The sequence below is a fragment of the Nonomuraea sp. NPDC050556 genome, assembly GCF_044457355.1.
Taxonomy (GTDB): domain Bacteria; phylum Actinomycetota; class Actinomycetes; order Streptosporangiales; family Streptosporangiaceae; genus Nonomuraea.
Genome location: NZ_JBITGU010000001.1, coordinates 3,145,702 through 3,162,402, shown reverse-complemented (window position 1 = coordinate 3,162,402; position 16,701 = coordinate 3,145,702). Strand labels below are relative to the sequence as shown.

Sequence of the window (16,701 nt, the reverse complement as noted above, 5' to 3'; positions counted from 1 at the left end):
GTCAAGGCGAATGTCACGATCTGAGGGCTGCAGCGGCACGTGACCTCCCGCCTCCTCCCGGACGGATGGACAGCCATGCGGAGCTACGCCACCGAGTTCATCGGAACCTTCTTCCTGGTCCTCACGATCGGTTGCACGGTCCTCGCCGGGGCCGCGCTCGCCCCGGTGGCCATCGGCGCGGTGCTGATGGTCATGGTGTACGCCGGAGGGCACGTGTCCGGCGCGCACTACAACCCGGCGGTGACGCTGGCCGTACTGCTGCGCGGACGGATCGCCCCGCGCGACGCCGTCGCCTACTGGATCGCCCAGCTGCTCGCCGGCATCCTGGCCGCGCTCACCGCGCAGTACGTGGTGAACCCCACCACCGTGGCCGAGCTCTCCCCGGCCGGCCGTACCATCGGCGCCGCCCTGGTGGCCGAGGCCCTGTTCACCTTCGCGCTGGCCTACGTCGTGCTCAGCGTGGCCACCAGCAAGGACCACCCGGTCAACAGCTTCTACGGCCTGGCCATCGGGTTCACCGTCGCGGCCGGCGCGTTCGCGGTGGGAGGCGTCTCGGGGGCCGCCTTCAACCCGGCGGTGGCCGTCGGCGCGGCGACCATGGGCCTGTTCGCGTGGTCCAAGCTGTGGATCTGGATCGTGGCCGACCTGGCCGGCGGCGCGGTGGCGGCCGGTGCGTTCCTGGCGCTCAACCCCGGCGACCGCGCGCCGCTCGAAACCTCGGCAGTCTGACCGCCCAGGGCCATGGGCGGCATCGCACGCGAGATCGTCGAGCGCGCCGGGATCGACGTGGGCGCCCTGCTCACCCGCGCCCACCTTCAGCCCACCCTGGATCTGTTCACCGCCGACCTCGCGGGCGAGGACCCTCTGCCCACGCTCATCGCCCGCGAACGGAAGGCCGTGGCCACCTTACCGACCCGTACGACTTCACGGTGGGCAAGGACCACCGCACGTGCGACCTGGCCCTCGCCCTGCTCAACGAGGAGACCGAGCACGAGGCGTGGCTGTGCGAGCTCCTCGGGACGGCCCCACCGGCCCGTTTCCGCCGCGGCTTCCGCGGCCGCTCCCCGTACCTGACCCGCCTCACCTGACCCGATGCGCGAACAACAGGGGTCACGTTCCCTTGCGGAGCAGCCGGGTGACCTTCAGCCCGACCTCCCGGCTGAACGGGGCGCCGGGTTCGAGGAGGCCCAGCTCCGTCGCCAGCGCCTTGGCGTTCAGGTCGGCGGCGGCTTCGACCAGGTCGGCGTACCCGGCCACGGCGGTGCGGGTGCGGTGCCAGCCGGTCAGCGCGGCAGCGAGCCCCGCCACAGCGGACGGCCACCAGACCACGCCCAGGGCGACGTACAGCAGGCCCCAGCCGACCAGGCCGCCGGCGCGCTCGAAGGTCTCGCGCGCGGTGACGATCTCCGTACGGGTCGCGTCGGGGACGACCAGCCACAGGCGCGGCCAGGCCGAGCTCAGGTCGATGCCGTGGGTGTGCCAGATCCGGACGTCGACGCCGCGGGCCCGGTCGGCGATCCAGGTCGGGCGGGCGGGGTAGGCGAGCGCGATGCCGTTGCGCACCGCGGCGAGCTCGTCCTGGCGCTCTGGCTCGTCCCTGGTCTTCGCGAGGTGGTCCGCGAGCGCGTCGTCGGCCGCCGTCCAGCGCGCCCGCCGCCGCTCGACGAGGCGCCGGGCGATTGGCCCGCGCCACTGCCGCAGCCAGAGCCGCTGGACCATAGAACCGCACCCGCGGGCGGCCAGAGCCGCCGCTGACGCGCCCAGCATCGCCATGGTGATCGCCACGATCACGGAAGTGGCCCCACCCTTGCCGAGCTCGGCGGTGGCGGCGCCCGCCCTGGAGAGCAGGAGCCGCGCGTCGAGGGCGCGCCCGTGCGGAAGCGCGCAGGCGACCAGGACGGTTCCGGCGAACAGCAGGCCGGGCAGGACCAGCGCCGTCAGCCACTTCTCCGCGATCTTGCCGCCCAGTCCGGAGAGAAACGACTCCACCGGCTAGTCCCTGACAAGAACGGCGTCGGTGATCGCGCACAGCGGGGGATCGCCCTTGCCCGGGACGTTCAGCCACGTGCGCGAGCACAGTCCTGCCGGGCACACGTAGAGGTCAGGGTCGCTGTGCCCGCCGTCCAGCCCGAACACTCCGGCGATGGTCCTGCTGCGTGGCGGCTCCGCCACGCGGAGCCGGTCGGCCAGGGCGGCCCGATCCGCCTCGACGTCCGCGCCTTCCCTGGCGGCCGCCACCAGAGCCTCAAGTGCTGCCACGTCCGGCTCCGACACCGCTCCGGCCCGTAATTGTGCGAATTGCTGGCACAGCCGCCGAATGCTGGACCTTGGTTCAGACACGCTCGTACAGTAAGTCAAATCGGCTGGGGGTGATAGGTGGATCCAAGCTCGGCACGACAGCGCCTCGTCGCCATGATCGAGGCCGGCGAAGCCCCGGATGTGGTGCTCGCCGCGGCGGACGAGATCTTCAAGGAGATCGACTGGGACGTCGGCCTGTTCTCCGACCTCGGGTCCTACGCCAGTGACGAGGGTGCCCTCGACGAGGCGGTCCACTACTTCGAGGCCGCCCTCGACCTCGAGCCCGTGCACCCCCTTCACCACTACGACCTCGGGGTCGTGCTCATGCGCCAGGGACAGTTCGACCGCGCCCGGCGCTCGCTGGAGCAGGCGGTACTGCTCCAGCCCTTCTACACCGCCGCGCTCGTCAACCTCACCTGGGCCTACCTCGCCACCGGGGAGCCGGTGGCCGCCTACTTCGCCTCCTCCCGCGTCCTGGCCTTCTACGCTGACCAGCCGAAGCCGGAGAACGTGGAATACCTGCTCGGCCTCGTCGGCACCTGGCTACGGTCGGAGGAACTGGAGCTGCCACGGCTGCTCATGGCCGCGATGGAGTCCGTGAACGAGGGCGACCTCGCCGACGCGCACGAGCGCATGACGACGTTCGCCGCCGGCCTGGACCCGGGGACCGCGAGCCGGGCGATCTGCGCGGAGTTCGCGGCCACTATCGCCTTCCACCTCGACCGTCACACCGAATACCTCACCGGAGTGCGGCAGCGCCGTGAGACGGTGCCGTGCGCGCAGGCCTTCATCCCTCCCCTGGCCGTGTCCATCATGGAGGCGGGTATGCACAAGGACTCGGACAGGGTCTGCAACGCCCTGGTCCGCGAGATCGACCCTGCCCACGTTCCCGCCGGTCCCGTCATGATCCAGCAGGTCCACAGCGCGACCGGTGTGGGGGCGCCGGTCTACACGCTCTGGGGGACCGACGGCTTCTACGAGGTCACCCCGATCGGCAACGAGATCACCGTCCGAGCTCCGTCCGGTGAGGAGCACCACTTCATCGACTATGACGGCTCCTGCAGCGCGCTCTACACGCCATGACCGGCTTCGACGTGGCGCTGCGCGCAGGGCGGGTGGAAGAGGCGCTGCGCCTCGCCGAGGCCTCGGTCTCCCGCGGCGGGCCCGAGGTCGCCGGAGCGTTCCGCGACCTGGCCCGCGCCAGGATCCGGGCGGGCCGCCTGGCTGACGCGGTGGCTGCCGCCGAGAAGGGCCTCGACCACGACAACGACCGGTACGAGGCGGAGCTCAGGATGGTCCTGGCCGACGCCTACGAACGGCTCGGTGAGTTCGCCCGAGCCGAGGCGCTCTGCGTGGAGGTCTCGGCGTCCATCGTCGAGCTGGGCGGCCTGGACCGGTTCACCACCCTGGTGCACCGCAACGTGGCCACCGCGCGGCTGAACGAACGGCGCGGCCAGTTGCTGCGCGCCGAGTACCTGCTCAAGGCGACGCTGAGCGCCGGACGCCAGGCCACCGATCCCGCCAGCCCCGCGACACCGGCGCGGGCGGCCGCGACGGCCTTCTTCGGGGAGATCGAGCACCTGGTGCACCTGCACCTCGGACGGGTGTCGCGCAAGCTCTCCGACCAGGAACGGGCCCACGCAGAACTGACCACGGCGCTCAACGGCGCGCGGGCCGCCGGTGACGCCGAGGCCATGATGAGCACGCACGTGGAGTTCGCCCTGCTGGCCGGTAGCGCGCCCGAGGCGCTGAACCACCTGCTCGAAGCGCTCTGGTGGCACGAGTCCCCGCAGGCCACCATCCGTGACGATGAGCTCAGGGCCGCGGTGCGCTCCTCGAGGGAGGAGCTCTACCAGCACGCGATCGACCACGCCTACGCCTTCCGGGCGGTCGGGATGGTGTGGCGGTTGAGCGAGCACGCCAGAGCCAGGGTGTTCCTCACCAGGATGGGGGGTGAGCGCGCCGCCGTGGTGGACTCGGGCGGGAAACGCGCCAAGGCCTCACGCGAGGTCGCCTCCGCCGCCCGCAAATACGCCTCCCGCCCCACGCGGCGGCGGCGCGACCACGTGGTCGAGGCGCTGGAGGTCAAGGAGCGGATCGTGCTCGGTGACTCGCCCGGCCTGTTCGACGCCCGGCCCTGGGGAGCGAACACCGGGGTGCTGAAGTTCTTCGTGAGCGGGTCTCGGCTGTACTCGTTCCTGAGCACGGAAGGTGAGGCCCACCTGTTCGACCTCCCGATCCCGCCCAGCGTCCTGGAGAGGAAGGTGGCCCAGCTCCGCGTGCTCCTGGAGGCGCGCGACGACGGTGTCGTCCGGCTGGCGGAGCAGTTGCACCAATGGCTCATCGAGCCGGCGGCCGAGGTCATCGACCGGCTGGAGCGGCTCGTGGTCATCCCGTACGGCGTCCTCGCCTACCTGCCGTTCGCGATGCTCGGCGGTGAGCGTCCGCTGGTGGAGCGGGTCGAACTGTCCTACGCGCCGAGCGCGGCGATCCTGGAGCGACTGCTCGCAAGGGAGCCCGCTCGCCTGCGCAACACGATGATCATGGCGAACCCGCACCCGGACGACGACCGGCTGGCCCTGCCGTACAGCGAGGACGAGACCCGGCGGATCGCCGCGCTGACCGGCGCGGACACGGCGACGGGCCCCGCCGCGACCACCGAGGCCCTCAGCGCCGCTCTCACCAGCCACGACATCGTCCATCTCGCCTGCCACGCGTGGTTCGACCCGCACGAGCCGCGCAACTCCGCTCTGCTCCTCGCCGACCCCGGTGACCCGCGCCGTCCCGGCCGCGTCACGGTCGCCGAGCTCAACGCGCACCGCGCGCGGGCCGGGCTGGTCATCCTCAGCGGATGCCAGACGGGGCTGGCCGACCTCGCGCCAGGCGGCGAGCTGGACGGCCTGGTCCGGGCGTTCCTCACCGCTGGGGTGCCCAGCGTGGTGGCCTCGCTGTGGAGGGTGGATGACCGGGCGACGGCCGAGCTCATGTCGAGCCTGTACGGCGGGCTTTCCGACGGCCTGGATGTCGGGGCGGCGCTCCGCCGGGCCCAGCTCGCGGTGCGGGGCGACGCGGCGCATCCCTACTACTGGGCGGCCTTCTGCCAGTACGGGAGCTGGCTGAGCAGTGTCGTCAGCGGAGGCCGGCGATGAGGAGGGAGACCAGGCGGCGGGCGTCGTAGCGGGGGTCGTTGTCCGCCCCGATGCACAGGTTGCCGATCCCGCGCATCAGCTCGTAGGCGTCCTGCCCCGCCGGGATCTCGCCTGCGGTGGTCGCGGCGTCGAGGAGCTGCGCGCACACCGGGACGAGGCGGTCCAGGAAATAGGCGTGCAGGGTGTCGAACTGGGCGTTGTCCGACCTCAGGGCGGCGGCCAGCCCGTGCTTGGTGACCAGGAAGTCGACGAACTGGTCGGCCCACCGGCCGAGTGCGGCGTGCGGGCTCGGCTCGGACGCCAGCAGGGCGGGTCCCGCCGCGGCGCAGCCCTCGACCTGGTGGCGGTAGACGGCGATGACGAGATCCGCCCGGGTCGGGAAATGTCGGTAGATGGTGCCTGTGCCGACCCCGGCCTTGGCCGCGATGTCACGCACGGGCGCCTCCACCCCCGAGGTCACGAAGATCGCCGCGGCCGCGTCGAGCAGCGTCTCCTCGTTGCGCCGGGCGTCGGCCCGCTTGGGCCTGTTGTCGTTCACCGCGTCGTCCCCCCACCCTTTTGCTAAACGGAACCGTGTCCCGTATCGTCAAGCGGCACAAGGTTCCGTTTATCCATGATGCCAGATCAGAGGGATCCCCATGCTCATTTCCGCCAAGCCGATCATCCTGCCCGCCCCGGGGCGCGGCGAGGACCTCCAGGTCCGCGTGTCCGCCCCCGCGACCGGCACGGACCTGCCCGTCGTCGTCTTCTCGCATGGCTTCGGCTCGTCGATGGACGGCTACGCCCCGCTGGCCGACTACTGGGCCGCCCGCGGCTTCGTGGTCGTCCAGCCCACGCACCTCGACTCCAGGACGCTCGGCATCCCGGCCGACGACCCCCGTACACCACGGATCTGGCGCATCCGCGTCGACGACCTCAAGCGCGTCCTCGACAGCTTGGACCACCTGGACTTGCCGTGGCTCGAAGGCCGCCTGGACCGCGACCGCATCGCCGTCGCCGGGCACTCCTGGGGCGCCCAGACGGCCAGCGTCCTGCTCGGGGCGCGGGTCCTCCCCGACGACGTTCCCGAGGAGGACCTGCGGGTCAAGGCGGGCGTGCTGCTCGCGATCCCCGGCCTGGGCGACGACCTGACGCCCTTCGCGGCCGAGCACCTGCCCTTCATGCGGCCGTCCTTCGCCGCCATGACCACCCCGGCGCTCGTCGTCGCCGGTGACCGGGACCAGTCCGCGCTGTCCACCCGGGGCCCGGACTGGTTCACCGACGCCTACCATCACAGCCCGGGGAGCAAGAGCCTGCTCACGGTGTTCGGCGGGGAGCACTCGCTCGGCGGCATCCCCGGCTACGAGGTCGCGGAGACGACGGACGAGAGCCCCGACCGCGTCGCCCTGATCCAGCGCGTCACCCTGGCGTACCTGCGTGGCTGGGGCGAGGTTGATCCCTCCCCGCAGGGCACGTTGCAGAGCAAGTAATACGGTGACGCAATGACGGTTCTCGACGCGCGGGCGCTCAACCGCGCCACCCTGGCCAGACAGCTCCTCCTCGACCGCGCCGACCTGCCGGTCCTCGACGCCGTCGCGCACCTGTGCGGCCTGCAGGCCCAGGAGCCGCAGGAGCCGTTCGTCGGGCTGTGGTCCCGGCTGCGCGCGTTCGACCCGGCGGCGCTGGACGAGCTGCTGACCGGGCGGCGCGTCGTGCGTACTCACCTCATGCGCCGCACCGTCCACCTGATGTCCGCCGACGACGTCCTGGCCTGGCGCGCCCGCCACGACGCGATGCTGCGCCAGCGGGTGGTCGGCACCTACCGCCGCGAGCTCGACGGGATCGACCTCGACGAGGTAGCGGCGGCGGGCAGGGAGGTGATGGCCGACGGCGTGCCCCGCTCGATGACCGAGCTCGCGCGCACGCTCACCGACCGCTGGCCGGGGCCGGGACCGAGGCCGCTGGGGGAGCTGCTGGTCGCCGCGCTCATCCCGATGGTGCAGCTGCCGCCGCGCGGGTTGTGGCGCGTCAAGGGAGGGGTGCGCAACGTCCCGCTCGCGGCGTGGCTGGGGCGCGAGATCGACCCGCCGTCCGGGAACGGCGCCGACCCGGTGGGCCAGGCGCTGGTCCGGCGCTACTTGGCCGCGTACGGCCCGGCCGCGACGGCCGACCTGCGCGCCTGGTCCGGTCTGGCGGGCCTGCCCGCGGCGGTCGCCGCGGTGCGCGACGAGCTGGTCAGCTTCCGCGACGAGCGCGGCAGGGAGCTGCTCGACCTCCCCGACGCCCCGCGCCCCGACCCGGAGACCCCCGCCCCGGTGCGGTTCCTGCCCGCCTTCGACAACGCGATCCTCGGCTACCACGACCGCGGCCGGATCATCGACGACACCCACCGGCTCCTGTCCGTCGCGGGGACCCGCGTGGCCCTGGTCGACGGCCGCGTCTCCGCGACCTGGACCGTCGAGGCGGGTACGGTGACCGTCACCCCGCTGCGCGCCTTCTCCCAGGCCGAGCGCGCCGCCGTGGAAGAGGAGAGGCAACGTCTGGCGGAATTCCTGTCCATGTAATGTGGCGAGCATGGGGATCATCTCGCGGGCCTTCCAGGGCAGGCGGCGCGACCGGGACGAGCGGCTCCCGCCGGGCCAATACCTGACCGAGGACTTCCCCGTGCTCTCCGCCGGGCCCACGCCGCGGGTGGAGCAGGACCGGTGGGAGTTCGCGGTCGACACCGAGACCGGGCAGACGCACCGCTGGTCGTGGGCGGAGCTGATGGCTCTGCCGCACGAGAGTCCGACCGTCGACATCCACTGCGTCACCACCTGGTCCAAGCTGGACACCACCTGGCAGGGCGTCTCGCTCGACGTGCTGCTGGCCGACGTGGAGACCGCGGCGGAGTACGCGCTGGTCTACTCCTACGGCGGCTACACCACGAACCTGCCGCTGGAGGACCTCCTCGACGGCAAGGCGTGGATCGCCTACCGCTACGACGGCGAGGACCTGGAGCCGAGGCACGGCGGCCCGGCCCGGCTGATCGTCCCGCACCTGTACTTCTGGAAGTCGGCCAAGTGGGTGCGCGGCATCCGGCTGCTCGACCAGGACTGGCCGGGTTTCTGGGAGACCGCCGGATACCACAACTACGGCGACCCGTGGCGCGAGCAGCGCTACGAGGGCGACTAGTGGTGGCCAGGCTGGCGTGGCGTCCTGCGCGGCTGGTCAAGACGCGCCAGGAGACGCCGACCGCCCGCACGCTCGTGTTCGACGTGCCCGACTGGCCGGGGCACCTGGCGGGCCAGCACGTCGACGTGCGGCTGACCGCCGAGGACGGCTATGCCGCCCAGCGCAGCTACTCCCTGGCGAGCGCCGAGGGCGTGGAGCTGACGGTGCAGATCGTGCCGGACGGGGAGGTCTCGCCGTACCTCGCCGAGGTCCTGGAGGTCGGCGACGAGGTCGAGCTGCGCGGCCCGGTGGGCGGCTGGTTCGTCTGGCGTCCGGCCAATCCCGCCCCGGTGGTGCTGGTGGCAGGCGGGTCGGGGATCGTGCCGCTCATGGCGATGGTCAGGGCCCGCCGTACGGCAGGCCTGGACACGCCCTTCCACCTGGTGTACTCCCTGCGCGACCCGGGGCAGCTCTACTACGCCGACGAGCTGGAGCGGGCCGGGGTGGCTCTCACCCTCGTGTACACCCGCACCGGCCCCGCCCGGCGCATCACCGCCGCCGACCTGCCCGGCGGGCCCGCCGACTGCTACGTGTGCGGCCCGACCGGCTTCGTCGAGGCCGCGGCCGACCTGCTGACCGGGCTCGGCCACGACCCGGCGCGCATCAGGACAGAACGCTTCGGACCCACGGGAGACTGACATGCTGGACGGCAACGCGCTGGCCGGGCCCTTGGGCGAGATCTTCGCCGTCGACGTCACCGCCGCCGTCGGCCGCTGCGCCGGCTGCGGGCTGGCGGGCCCCTTGGCCGCGCTCAAGGTGTACGGCCCGGCGCCCGGTTTCGTGGGCCGCTGCCCCGGCTGCGACGAGGTGGTGCTGCGGCTGGTGCGCGGCCCCGAGGAGGTCTGGCTCGACCTGCGCGGTTCGATCTCCCTCCGCATCCCTTTGGCCGAATGAGCTCCGACGTCTCCCTGGCTCGGACCACGCCCGACCGCGATCTCGACCTGAGCACGCTCGCCACCATCACCCTGGGGTTCGTCGCCCGCGGCCGCCGGTGGTCGACGCCGACGACCTCATCGATACGAGTGGGGAGGACGCTCAGGAGAGCGCCCGCTGGCAGTCAAGGCGGCCGCTGTCGCGGCCGCCTTGGCGCCGATGTTGCGGTGAGGTCACCAGTTGGCGGGCAGGCCCGGCATTCCCGGCGGTAGGGGGCGGTCGGTGGGGCGGATGATGTAGGCGATGCCGCCGCTGCTGGAGCTGCGCAGCCACACCTTCTCGAAGTCCGCGCGCGGGTAGACCCGGCGGACGTCGTTGTTGGTGGGCGCGTTCGCCGGATCGTTGACGATGACGTCGCCGGTCGCGGTGAAGCCGACCACCACGAAGATGTGGCCGTCGGTCCCGTAACCGGCCCCCGGCAGCTCACCCTTCTTGAAGGACTGCGAGGTGATCACCGGAATGCCCGCCTTGATGAACCGCTCCAGCTCCGTGGCCGAGCGCAGCCGGGTGATGAACCCGTCCAGCCCGTACCGGCCCGCGTAGGCGGTGTTGAACGGCCAGTTGCCCGCGCCGTCGTAGGCGTAGTCGAAGACGTACCTGGCGGTGTAGTCGACCTCGGGATTGGGATCGGACGGATCCACCCAGGCCAGGTCGGCGGCGCTCGGCCACTTGTTCCAGTAGCCCAGCACCATGGTCGTCGACGTGGGGCTGCACCAGGCCTCCCCGCCGCCGTCCCACTCCGGGTAGTGGCCCTGGTGGATGCCCTGCGACCGCCGCGGGACGGCCAGCTCGACGCCCCACGCCTCGCCGCCCGCGCTGACCGGCACGGTCTTGCGCTCGGGTACGGCTGACGCCATCGCGCCCAGCGTGCGCACGGTGGGTCCTGCCACGCCCGGCTTGCGCAGGAGCGTCACGCGGAGCTGGTAGGAGTCGACGGGCTTGCCCGCAGCGGCCACGAAGGTGTCGACGGCCACGCTCCCGTCCACGTCGCCCTGGGCGGGGACGGAGGTCCGCTGGATGTCGCCGTCCCCGTAGGCCCAGCGGCCCATGACGTACCACTTGGTCAGCGGTCCCGTGCCGCGCAGCTCGACCTCGATCCACGTGCCGGGTGGCGTGTCGGCGGTCCAGGAGGCGATCAGCTCGGTGGCGGCCAGCCCGGCGGGGGTGTCGGCGCTGGTCCAGCGGGCGTACTCCCAGGTGGCTCCGCCGTACTCGCGCGTGCCTGCCGGGGTCGAGAAGGACAGGGTCGCGCCCGCCGTGACGCCCTCGGCGGTGCCTCCGGCGAAGTCGGCGCGGTGGTAGCCGACCTGCGTGGGCGCGGACGGTGGCGGCTTGACCTCGGCTTCTGCCGGGATCGGCGGCACGAGTAACAGAGCGGCGGACAGTAACAGCACAAATCTGTGCATTGGCCTCACCTCGGGCTGAAACCTAGAGTGCCAGAGGCGGCGGCGCATCGGACGGGTTACGTATCCCTCATGCCGAACCCATAGGGTTTGTTCATGACTGGTACGGCTCGCCCCATCACCCTTGTCGGAACCCCGGTGCTGCACACCCCGTGCCGCCCCGTCGAGCACTTCGACGACGACCTGGCCCTGCTGGTCGAGGACATGTTCGCGAGCATGTACGCGGCCAGAGGCGTGGGCCTGGCGGCCAACCAGATCGGCGTGGACCTGCGCGTCTTCGTCTACGACTGCCCGGACGCCGACGACGTCATGCGGAAGGGCGTGATCGTCAACCCGCGCCTGGAGCTGCCCGCCGTGGGGGAGCGCAAGCTCGACACCGGCGACGAGGGCTGCCTGTCGGTGCCCGGCCCGCGCGCCGTCGTCGGCCGCCCCGACCTGGCCACCTGCCACGGCTTCGACGTGACGGGCGCGCCGGTCACCGTGCACGGGACGGGGACCCTGGCCCGCTGCCTCCAGCACGAGACCGACCACCTGGACGGCATGCTCTACATCGACCGCCTGTCGGCGGCGGCGCGCAAGGCCGTCCTGGCGGAGTACCACGACCGCCAGAACGAGCCCGCGCAGTCCTGACCTAGGTGCCGCTGCGCCTGGACCGGAGCGCCAGCCCCACCCCGGCCAGCAGCAGCACCCCGCCGGTCACCCACACCCAGACCGGGATGCCCCGGCTCTCGGACGACGAGGCTGAGGTGGCCGACGCGGCCGGGGCGGAGGAACCGGGCGAGGCCGCGCCCATGACGGTGAACGGGATCTCGCCCTCGATCGGGTGGCCGTCGGAGGACACCACCCGCCAGGCGATCACGTAGGCGCCCGGCGGCAGCTTCTCGCCGACCTCGGTGATCACCTTGGGGCCGTCGGCGCGCGGCTCACCGAGCGCGATCTTCCTGCCCGCCGTGTCGTGCAACACGACGAAGGGGAACCGGACGCGGGCGGAGTACTCGAGGGTGATCTCCTTCACGGCGTCCACCCTGGCGTCCTTGGCGGGTGAGCTGCTCTTGAGACTGTCGTGGGCGAGGGCGGGCGAGGCGGACATCAGCAGGATGCCGCCGCAGACGGCCGCCAGCAGGAAACGTCGGACATGGTGCATCGTGGACTCCCAGCTGAGTAAGAACCGAAAAGAAACTTCGGTCTCACGGGAGGTCCGCGCAGACGCAGGCGCGCCTGCCGATCCCAGGGGGAGCAGGAGTCGGGCGTCCTGGCAGGTACGGCGTGCCGTACCCGCACCACGAGCTCGTCACCCAGGAGCCAGGCCAGGACGGTGAGCGGCGCGGCCCCCCACAGCCGCAGCAGCAGCCAGAGCGCGCTCTCGCCCCGATGCAGCCACCAGCCGGTCAGTAGGGCCGCGGTCAGGTGCACCAGCACCATGCCCACCTTGAGATGCCCGTGTGCCGAGTAGACGGCCGAGGCGGGAGCGGCCCACGCGAACAGCGCGTGCAGGCAGGCCTGGGCGGCGGTCGTCAGCGCCAGGATCGTCCCCCGGCCGAGCTCGCGCCCGTTGAGCCCGTAGGCCATCCCCAGCGCCCCGGCGCCCGCCGCGAAGATCACCCCAGCGGGTACGGCGGAGCCACCGGCGAACAGGTGCCCACCCGCGGTGACCAGCACGCACGCCACCGCGAACACGGCGGCCCGCAGGAGACGCAGAGCGGGGGACACAACCGTCATCATGCCACGTTTGCCCGATCTCCCCCGCCCGTGCTATTAATTCACCAACTGGTTGGTGAATTAATTGTGGGAGCCATGGAAACCAAAAGAAGAGGACGCCCGCCCATGGGGCCGGAACGCCGGGAGGCCCTCGTCCAGGCCGCCTACGACCGGATCACCCGGCACGGCTTCGACGGCCTGCGCCTGCGAGACGTGGCGACGGACGTGGGCATCGACCACTCCACGATCCACCACCACTTCCCGGCCAAGCAGGACCTGATCACCGCGGTGGTGGACCACGCCACCGGCCAGTTCAGGTCCACCACCCCCGCCGAGGGCGAGGCGGCCGACCGCCTCAGGGCCCACCTCGGCGCGCTGGCGGAGATGATCGAGCAGCGCCCGGAGCTGCACTCGGTGCTGCGCGAGCTCGACGTCCGCGCCACCCGCGACCCCGCCCTGCGCGCGGTCATCGACGAGCGGGAGCGGGGCTGGCGGGCCGCGCTCACCGAGGTGTTCCGTCAGGAGGACGCCTGGGCCGCCGGGCTGACCCCGGCGGCGGGAGCGGACCTGGTGATCGCCACCGTCAAGGGCGCGAGCCTGCGACCGGAGACCGCGCGGGCGGTCCTGCGGCAACTCGAGGAGCTGATCATCAGATGATCGACGTCATCGTGGCCGGAGGCGGCATCGGCGGGCTCTGCCTGGCCCAGGGGCTGCGCCGTTCCGGGGTGAACGTCGTGGTCTACGAGCGGGACGGCTCTCCCGACGCGCGGCTCCAGGGATACCGGCTCAACATCGAGCCGGTGGGGAGCGCGGCCCTCCACGCGTGCCTGCCCGCCGAGCTGTGGGAGAGGCTGATGGTCACCGGCGGCGATCCGGGGCCGGGGATGGGGGTGCTCACCGAGCAGCTCGGCGAGCTGATGATCGAACGCGGCGCTGAGGCGGCCGACCCCGCACACGGCACCCACGCGCTCGACAGGACCACGCTCCGCGACGTCCTGCTGACCGGGCTGGACGTGCGGTTCGGCAAGGAGTTCGTCCGCTACTCGCACACGGACGACGGGAAGGTGGTCGCGCACTTCGCCGACGGGGACACCGCGGTCGGCGACGTGCTGGTGGGGGCGGACGGAGTCAGGTCCCGCGTGCGCGGCCAGTTGCTGCCGCAGGTGAGGACCTCGGCCGCGCCCGGCGTGGGCATCGGCGGCAGGTTGCCGCTCACCGAGGAGACCGGGCGGTGGCTGGATCCGCGGCTCGCCGCACGCAAGAACCTCGTCCTGCCGAAACGCGACTTCCTGTTCACCGCCGTCTACCGCCCCAGGAACAGGAAGGACCAGGGGTACGTCCTGTGGGCGTTCGTCGCCAACCGCCGCCACTACGCGGGGGAGCCGCACGCGTTCGTGGAGCGGCGCATGGCGGGCTGGCACCCGGTCCTGCGCAGGCTCGTGCGCGAGTCCGAGGTGGTCGAGCGGTTCGACTTCACCACGACGGCGAAGGTGAAGCCGTGGCCCAGCACCAACGTCACGCTGCTGGGCGACGCGATCCACGCGATGCCTCCCGTGGGCGGCATGGGGGGAAACGCCGCCCTGCACGACGCCCGCCTCCTGTGCCGCGCCCTGGCCGACATCGACCAGGGCAGGGCCGAGCTCGTGCCGGCGATCGCCGCCTACGAGGCCGAGATGCTCAAGACGGGCTTCGCCGCCGTGGGGGAGTCGATGCGTTACCTCTGGCTGGCCGTACTGCCGAGCCGGATCGTCCGCACGGTCGCCAGGGGCTTCTTCCGCCTCTGCGGCCTGGTGCCGCCCCTGCGCAGGGCGGTCTTCCAGGACGAGTGATCAGAGGGTGTAGCCCTTGGCGACCGAGATCCCCGTGTCGGCGAGGAACAGCCAGTCCGGCGGGGCGACGAAGCCGGGGAGGGCGGACAGCGCGAGGGGATCCCGGTCCACGTCGGTGACCCGCACCAGGAGCTTGGGCTCCTTGACGGTCAGCGTCACCTCCACCCCGGCCGTTCCCGGTGCGTGGAAGACGAAGCCAGCGGGGCCTGGCGTCAGGGAGCGGCCCTCGACGGTCAGGGAGAGAAGGCCGTCCGCTCGCAGGCCGACCAGGTTCGCGCCGCGTTCCGAGCGGATGCGGACGCGCAGGGTCCGCACGCCCTGCGCGGTCGTGTCCGCGAGCACCCGCAGCGAGGGCGCGGCCAGCGCGGCGGGCTTCGCAGCGCCGTTCGCGCCGCCGTACTGGCTTGCCCACGGGTCTGGGGACTTCGAGGTCAGCCAGACGGCCTGGCCGGTGTCCGCGTCGAGGCTGTAGGACAGGGTGGTCCGACGCGGGTGCGCCCGGTCGACCGGCTCGGTCAGCACGCCCGCCGCCACCAGCGCGATCGAGACGGCAAGCGCGGTCAGCGGGACCAGCGGGGTGCGCCTGCGCGGCCAGACCTCCTCGATCAGCGGCAGCAGCAGCCCGCAGAACAGGATCGTCAGCGGCACGGGTGCGTATCCCGCGTACTTCAGGCCCGTCGGCAGCGTGTTCCACGCGCTGGGCAGCAGGATCAGCGCGGCGGGCACGAGCCCGGCGGTCAGAACGGGGATGCGCCAGCGCGGCGCGCAACGGAGGGCCGCCAGCCCGCCCAGTGACGCCCCCAACGCGGGCCAGGACGCCAGGTGCGACGCGCCGGGCGAGACGATCCCGAGGGCGAACCCGATCAGCGCCACCCAGATCACCATGCCCAGCGCCAGCTCCGCCGCGCCGACCTTCCGCCGCAGCAGGCCGTACCAGGAGAGCACGATCGTCACGGCCAGCATGAGGACGGCCAGCCACAACAGCTCCGGCTGGTACGGCGTCGACGTGGCGGTTCCGCTGAACGCGGGACGCAGCGCCTTGATCAGGTCCCAGAAGTAGACGCCCGCGCCCACGCCGAGCCCGATCGGAACCAGCGCGAGCCCGGTGCCCGCCAGGGTGGCAGCGCCGCGACGGCGGGACAGGAAGACCAGGGCCAGCGCCGCCAGTAGGCCGAGCGCGCCCAGCGCGGTGGCCGCCCAGGCCGGGTAGCGGACCAGCAGGCCGGGCGGGACGTTGAAGTAGACCAGGTCGCCGCCGCCGGACAGCCGCGCCAGGTCGGCGGCGCCGAACGCGCGCACGAGCTCCAGCGTGTTGTCGCCCATCTGCTGCAGCGCGGCCCGGTCGACGTGCGCCGGGTCGTCCAGGATGCTGTGGTACAGCGTGCCGCCGTTGGCGTAGGCGGAGTCGAGCACGGGCATCCCGCCGGGCTTGAAGGCGGTGAAGTCGGTGTCGTTGTTGAGCAGCTTCATCAGCTCGGCGTACACCGAGTCGGCCACGGGCATGGGCGCGGCTGAGCCGAACGTGGAGATCAGGCCGGAGTTCGGCTCCGTGCTGCGGAACATCAGCACCGGCCCCTTGGAACCCCGCGCCTCGTTGTTGAGCACGACGCTCGGCCCCTTGGCCAGCGGGTGGCTGTGGACGAACGCCTCGGAGCCCAGAAGCCCGGCCTCCTCGGCGTCGGTGATGAGGAACACGACGTCGTTGCGCAGCCGGGTGCCGCCGGTGACCAGCGCCCTGGCCGTTTCGATGGCGCTGGCCGTACCGGCTCCGTCGTCGTTGGCGCCCGGCCCCTCGGGGACCGAGTCGTAGTGGGCGGTGACGAAGACACGGCCGGTGGGGGCGGTGCCGGGGATCACGGTGACGATGTTGAAGACGCGTCCCGCGGTGACGGGGTCGCCCTTGCCGTCGATCGGGGAGACGCCGACCGCCTCGTGCACCTCCGGCTTCAGGCCGAGCTGTCTTAACTCGCCGACGAGGTACTCGCGTACCCGGGTGTGCTCGGCGGTGCCGACCGGATGGGGTTTGACGGCGAAGCGCTCGACCTGGGCGAAGGCGCGCTGCGCGCTGAACTCGCTGTGCGGGGTGCCGGTCGGGGTGGTGTCCCAGATCGCGCCGACGGCGATCAGCAGAAGCAGGCACAAGGCGGTGAGTCTCATCGCCGGAGTATTGCAGAAGAAATGCTGCAGCGAAAATTCTGC

19 protein-coding genes are annotated in these 16,701 nt (G+C 72.1%); 12 read left to right on the top strand and 7 right to left on the bottom strand.

Annotated features, from left to right (window positions below; genetic code table 11):
- Positions 1–75: 75 nt before the first annotated feature.
- Complete coding sequence (locus ACIBG8_RS15140) at positions 76–729, top strand: MIP/aquaporin family protein (RefSeq protein WP_397343301.1); 654 nt, start codon at positions 76–78, stop codon at positions 727–729.
- Positions 730–929: 200 nt separating this feature from the next.
- Positions 930–1,088 (top strand): hypothetical protein, encoded by a 159-nt coding sequence (locus ACIBG8_RS15135; protein WP_397343300.1) that lies wholly within the window; start codon positions 930–932, stop codon positions 1,086–1,088.
- Between the two features lie 22 nt (positions 1,089–1,110).
- Here the strand turns inward: ACIBG8_RS15135 and ACIBG8_RS15130 are convergent, their stop codons facing one another.
- Both ACIBG8_RS15130 and ACIBG8_RS15125 read right to left on the bottom strand, forming a co-directional pair.
- On the bottom strand, positions 1,111–1,989 hold the full coding sequence (locus ACIBG8_RS15130) for a hypothetical protein (RefSeq protein ID WP_397343299.1): 879 nt from the start codon (positions 1,987–1,989) through the stop codon (positions 1,111–1,113).
- 3 nt (positions 1,990–1,992) lie between these two features.
- Entirely contained in the window at positions 1,993–2,259 is a 267-nt protein-coding gene (locus ACIBG8_RS15125) for a hypothetical protein (RefSeq protein WP_397343298.1), read from the bottom strand.
- A 153-nt stretch (positions 2,260–2,412) separates the two neighbouring features.
- On the opposite strand from ACIBG8_RS15125, the gene ACIBG8_RS15120 reads away from it, so the two are divergent.
- Both ACIBG8_RS15120 and ACIBG8_RS15115 read left to right on the top strand, forming a co-directional pair.
- Entirely contained in the window at positions 2,413–3,381 is a 969-nt protein-coding gene (locus ACIBG8_RS15120) for a tetratricopeptide repeat protein (RefSeq protein WP_397343297.1), read from the top strand.
- Positions 3,378–5,447, top strand: a complete 2,070-nt coding sequence (locus tag ACIBG8_RS15115) for a CHAT domain-containing protein (protein WP_397343296.1) — start codon at positions 3,378–3,380, stop codon at positions 5,445–5,447. Before ACIBG8_RS15120 ends, ACIBG8_RS15115 begins: the two co-directional genes overlap by 4 nt.
- Here ACIBG8_RS15115 and ACIBG8_RS15110 read toward each other — a convergent pair.
- Entirely contained in the window at positions 5,428–5,985 is a 558-nt protein-coding gene (locus ACIBG8_RS15110; protein ID WP_397343295.1) for a TetR/AcrR family transcriptional regulator, read from the bottom strand. The genes ACIBG8_RS15115 and ACIBG8_RS15110 overlap by 20 nt on opposite strands.
- Positions 5,986–6,085: 100 nt before the next feature.
- Here ACIBG8_RS15110 and ACIBG8_RS15105 point away from each other — a divergent pair, with 100 nt between their 5' ends.
- The 5 genes from ACIBG8_RS15105 to ACIBG8_RS15085 are packed head-to-tail and all read left to right on the top strand — an operon-like array spanning position 6,086 to position 9,533.
- Positions 6,086–6,916, top strand: coding sequence for an alpha/beta hydrolase family protein (locus ACIBG8_RS15105; RefSeq protein ID WP_397343294.1), 831 nt, complete (start codon positions 6,086–6,088; stop codon positions 6,914–6,916).
- Positions 6,917–6,928: 12 nt separating this feature from the next.
- On the top strand, positions 6,929–7,990 hold the full coding sequence (locus ACIBG8_RS15100) for a winged helix DNA-binding domain-containing protein (protein WP_397343293.1): 1,062 nt from the start codon (positions 6,929–6,931) through the stop codon (positions 7,988–7,990).
- A 10-nt stretch (positions 7,991–8,000) separates the two neighbouring features.
- Positions 8,001–8,600: a sulfite oxidase-like oxidoreductase gene (locus ACIBG8_RS15095; protein WP_397343292.1), complete on the top strand. Its 600-nt coding sequence runs from the start codon at positions 8,001–8,003 to the stop codon at positions 8,598–8,600.
- Positions 8,601–8,602: 2 nt separating this feature from the next.
- Positions 8,603–9,277, top strand: coding sequence for a ferredoxin reductase (locus ACIBG8_RS15090; RefSeq protein WP_397343291.1), 675 nt, complete (start codon positions 8,603–8,605; stop codon positions 9,275–9,277).
- A gap of 1 nt (position 9,278) precedes the next feature.
- Positions 9,279–9,533: a DUF6510 family protein gene (locus tag ACIBG8_RS15085; protein WP_397343290.1), complete on the top strand. Its 255-nt coding sequence runs from the start codon at positions 9,279–9,281 to the stop codon at positions 9,531–9,533.
- Positions 9,534–9,745: 212 nt separating this feature from the next.
- Here ACIBG8_RS15085 and ACIBG8_RS15080 read toward each other — a convergent pair whose 3' ends face one another.
- Positions 9,746–10,978, bottom strand: a complete 1,233-nt coding sequence (locus ACIBG8_RS15080) for a C39 family peptidase (protein WP_397343289.1) — start codon at positions 10,976–10,978, stop codon at positions 9,746–9,748.
- Between the two features lie 93 nt (positions 10,979–11,071).
- On the opposite strand from ACIBG8_RS15080, the gene def reads away from it, so the two are divergent.
- Positions 11,072–11,605 (top strand): peptide deformylase, encoded by a 534-nt coding sequence (def, locus tag ACIBG8_RS15075; protein ID WP_397343288.1) that lies wholly within the window; start codon positions 11,072–11,074, stop codon positions 11,603–11,605.
- A 1-nt stretch (position 11,606) separates the two neighbouring features.
- Here the strand turns inward: def and ACIBG8_RS15070 are convergent, their stop codons facing one another.
- Positions 11,607–12,119 (bottom strand): copper resistance protein CopC, encoded by a 513-nt coding sequence (locus ACIBG8_RS15070; RefSeq protein WP_397343287.1) that lies wholly within the window; start codon positions 12,117–12,119, stop codon positions 11,607–11,609.
- On the bottom strand, positions 12,065–12,697 hold the full coding sequence (locus ACIBG8_RS15065; protein ID WP_397343286.1) for an MFS transporter: 633 nt from the start codon (positions 12,695–12,697) through the stop codon (positions 12,065–12,067). The genes ACIBG8_RS15070 and ACIBG8_RS15065 overlap by 55 nt, the downstream gene beginning before the upstream one ends.
- A 102-nt stretch (positions 12,698–12,799) precedes the next feature.
- On the opposite strand from ACIBG8_RS15065, the gene ACIBG8_RS15060 reads away from it, so the two are divergent.
- The gene (locus ACIBG8_RS15060) at positions 12,800–13,330 is read left to right on the top strand and encodes a TetR/AcrR family transcriptional regulator (RefSeq protein ID WP_397343285.1); all 531 of its coding nucleotides are present in this window, start codon (positions 12,800–12,802) and stop codon (positions 13,328–13,330) included.
- Positions 13,327–14,502, top strand: coding sequence for an FAD-dependent oxidoreductase (locus tag ACIBG8_RS15055; RefSeq protein ID WP_397343284.1), 1,176 nt, complete (start codon positions 13,327–13,329; stop codon positions 14,500–14,502). Before ACIBG8_RS15060 ends, ACIBG8_RS15055 begins: the two co-directional genes overlap by 4 nt.
- Here the strand turns inward: ACIBG8_RS15055 and ACIBG8_RS15050 are convergent, their stop codons facing one another.
- Positions 14,503–16,659: a M20/M25/M40 family metallo-hydrolase gene (locus ACIBG8_RS15050; protein ID WP_397343283.1), complete on the bottom strand. Its 2,157-nt coding sequence runs from the start codon at positions 16,657–16,659 to the stop codon at positions 14,503–14,505.
- Positions 16,660–16,701: the final 42 nt, after the last annotated feature.

What these genes read in the sequence shown, in the direction of transcription:
- ACIBG8_RS15140 (WP_397343301.1), top strand. Translation starts at nt 76, where the DNA reads ATGCGGAGCTACGCCACCGAGTTCATCGGAACCTTCTTCCTGGTCCTC.
- ACIBG8_RS15120 (WP_397343297.1), top strand. Translation starts at nt 2,413, where the DNA reads ATGATCGAGGCCGGCGAAGCCCCGGATGTGGTGCTCGCCGCGGCGGAC.
- ACIBG8_RS15115 (WP_397343296.1), top strand. Translation starts at nt 3,378, where the DNA reads ATGACCGGCTTCGACGTGGCGCTGCGCGCAGGGCGGGTGGAAGAGGCG.
- ACIBG8_RS15105 (WP_397343294.1), top strand. Translation starts at nt 6,086, where the DNA reads ATGCTCATTTCCGCCAAGCCGATCATCCTGCCCGCCCCGGGGCGCGGC.
- ACIBG8_RS15100 (WP_397343293.1), top strand. Translation starts at nt 6,929, where the DNA reads ATGACGGTTCTCGACGCGCGGGCGCTCAACCGCGCCACCCTGGCCAGA.
- ACIBG8_RS15095 (WP_397343292.1), top strand. Translation starts at nt 8,001, where the DNA reads ATGGGGATCATCTCGCGGGCCTTCCAGGGCAGGCGGCGCGACCGGGAC.
- ACIBG8_RS15085 (WP_397343290.1), top strand. Translation starts at nt 9,279, where the DNA reads ATGCTGGACGGCAACGCGCTGGCCGGGCCCTTGGGCGAGATCTTCGCC.
- ACIBG8_RS15080 (WP_397343289.1), bottom strand. Translation starts at nt 10,978, where the DNA reads ATGCACAGATTTGTGCTGTTACTGTCCGCCGCTCTGTTACTCGTGCCG.
- def (WP_397343288.1), top strand. Translation starts at nt 11,072, where the DNA reads ATGACTGGTACGGCTCGCCCCATCACCCTTGTCGGAACCCCGGTGCTG.
- ACIBG8_RS15070 (WP_397343287.1), bottom strand. Translation starts at nt 12,119, where the DNA reads ATGCACCATGTCCGACGTTTCCTGCTGGCGGCCGTCTGCGGCGGCATC.
- ACIBG8_RS15065 (WP_397343286.1), bottom strand. Translation starts at nt 12,697, where the DNA reads ATGATGACGGTTGTGTCCCCCGCTCTGCGTCTCCTGCGGGCCGCCGTG.
- ACIBG8_RS15060 (WP_397343285.1), top strand. Translation starts at nt 12,800, where the DNA reads ATGGGGCCGGAACGCCGGGAGGCCCTCGTCCAGGCCGCCTACGACCGG.
- ACIBG8_RS15055 (WP_397343284.1), top strand. Translation starts at nt 13,327, where the DNA reads ATGATCGACGTCATCGTGGCCGGAGGCGGCATCGGCGGGCTCTGCCTG.
- ACIBG8_RS15050 (WP_397343283.1), bottom strand. Translation starts at nt 16,659, where the DNA reads ATGAGACTCACCGCCTTGTGCCTGCTTCTGCTGATCGCCGTCGGCGCG.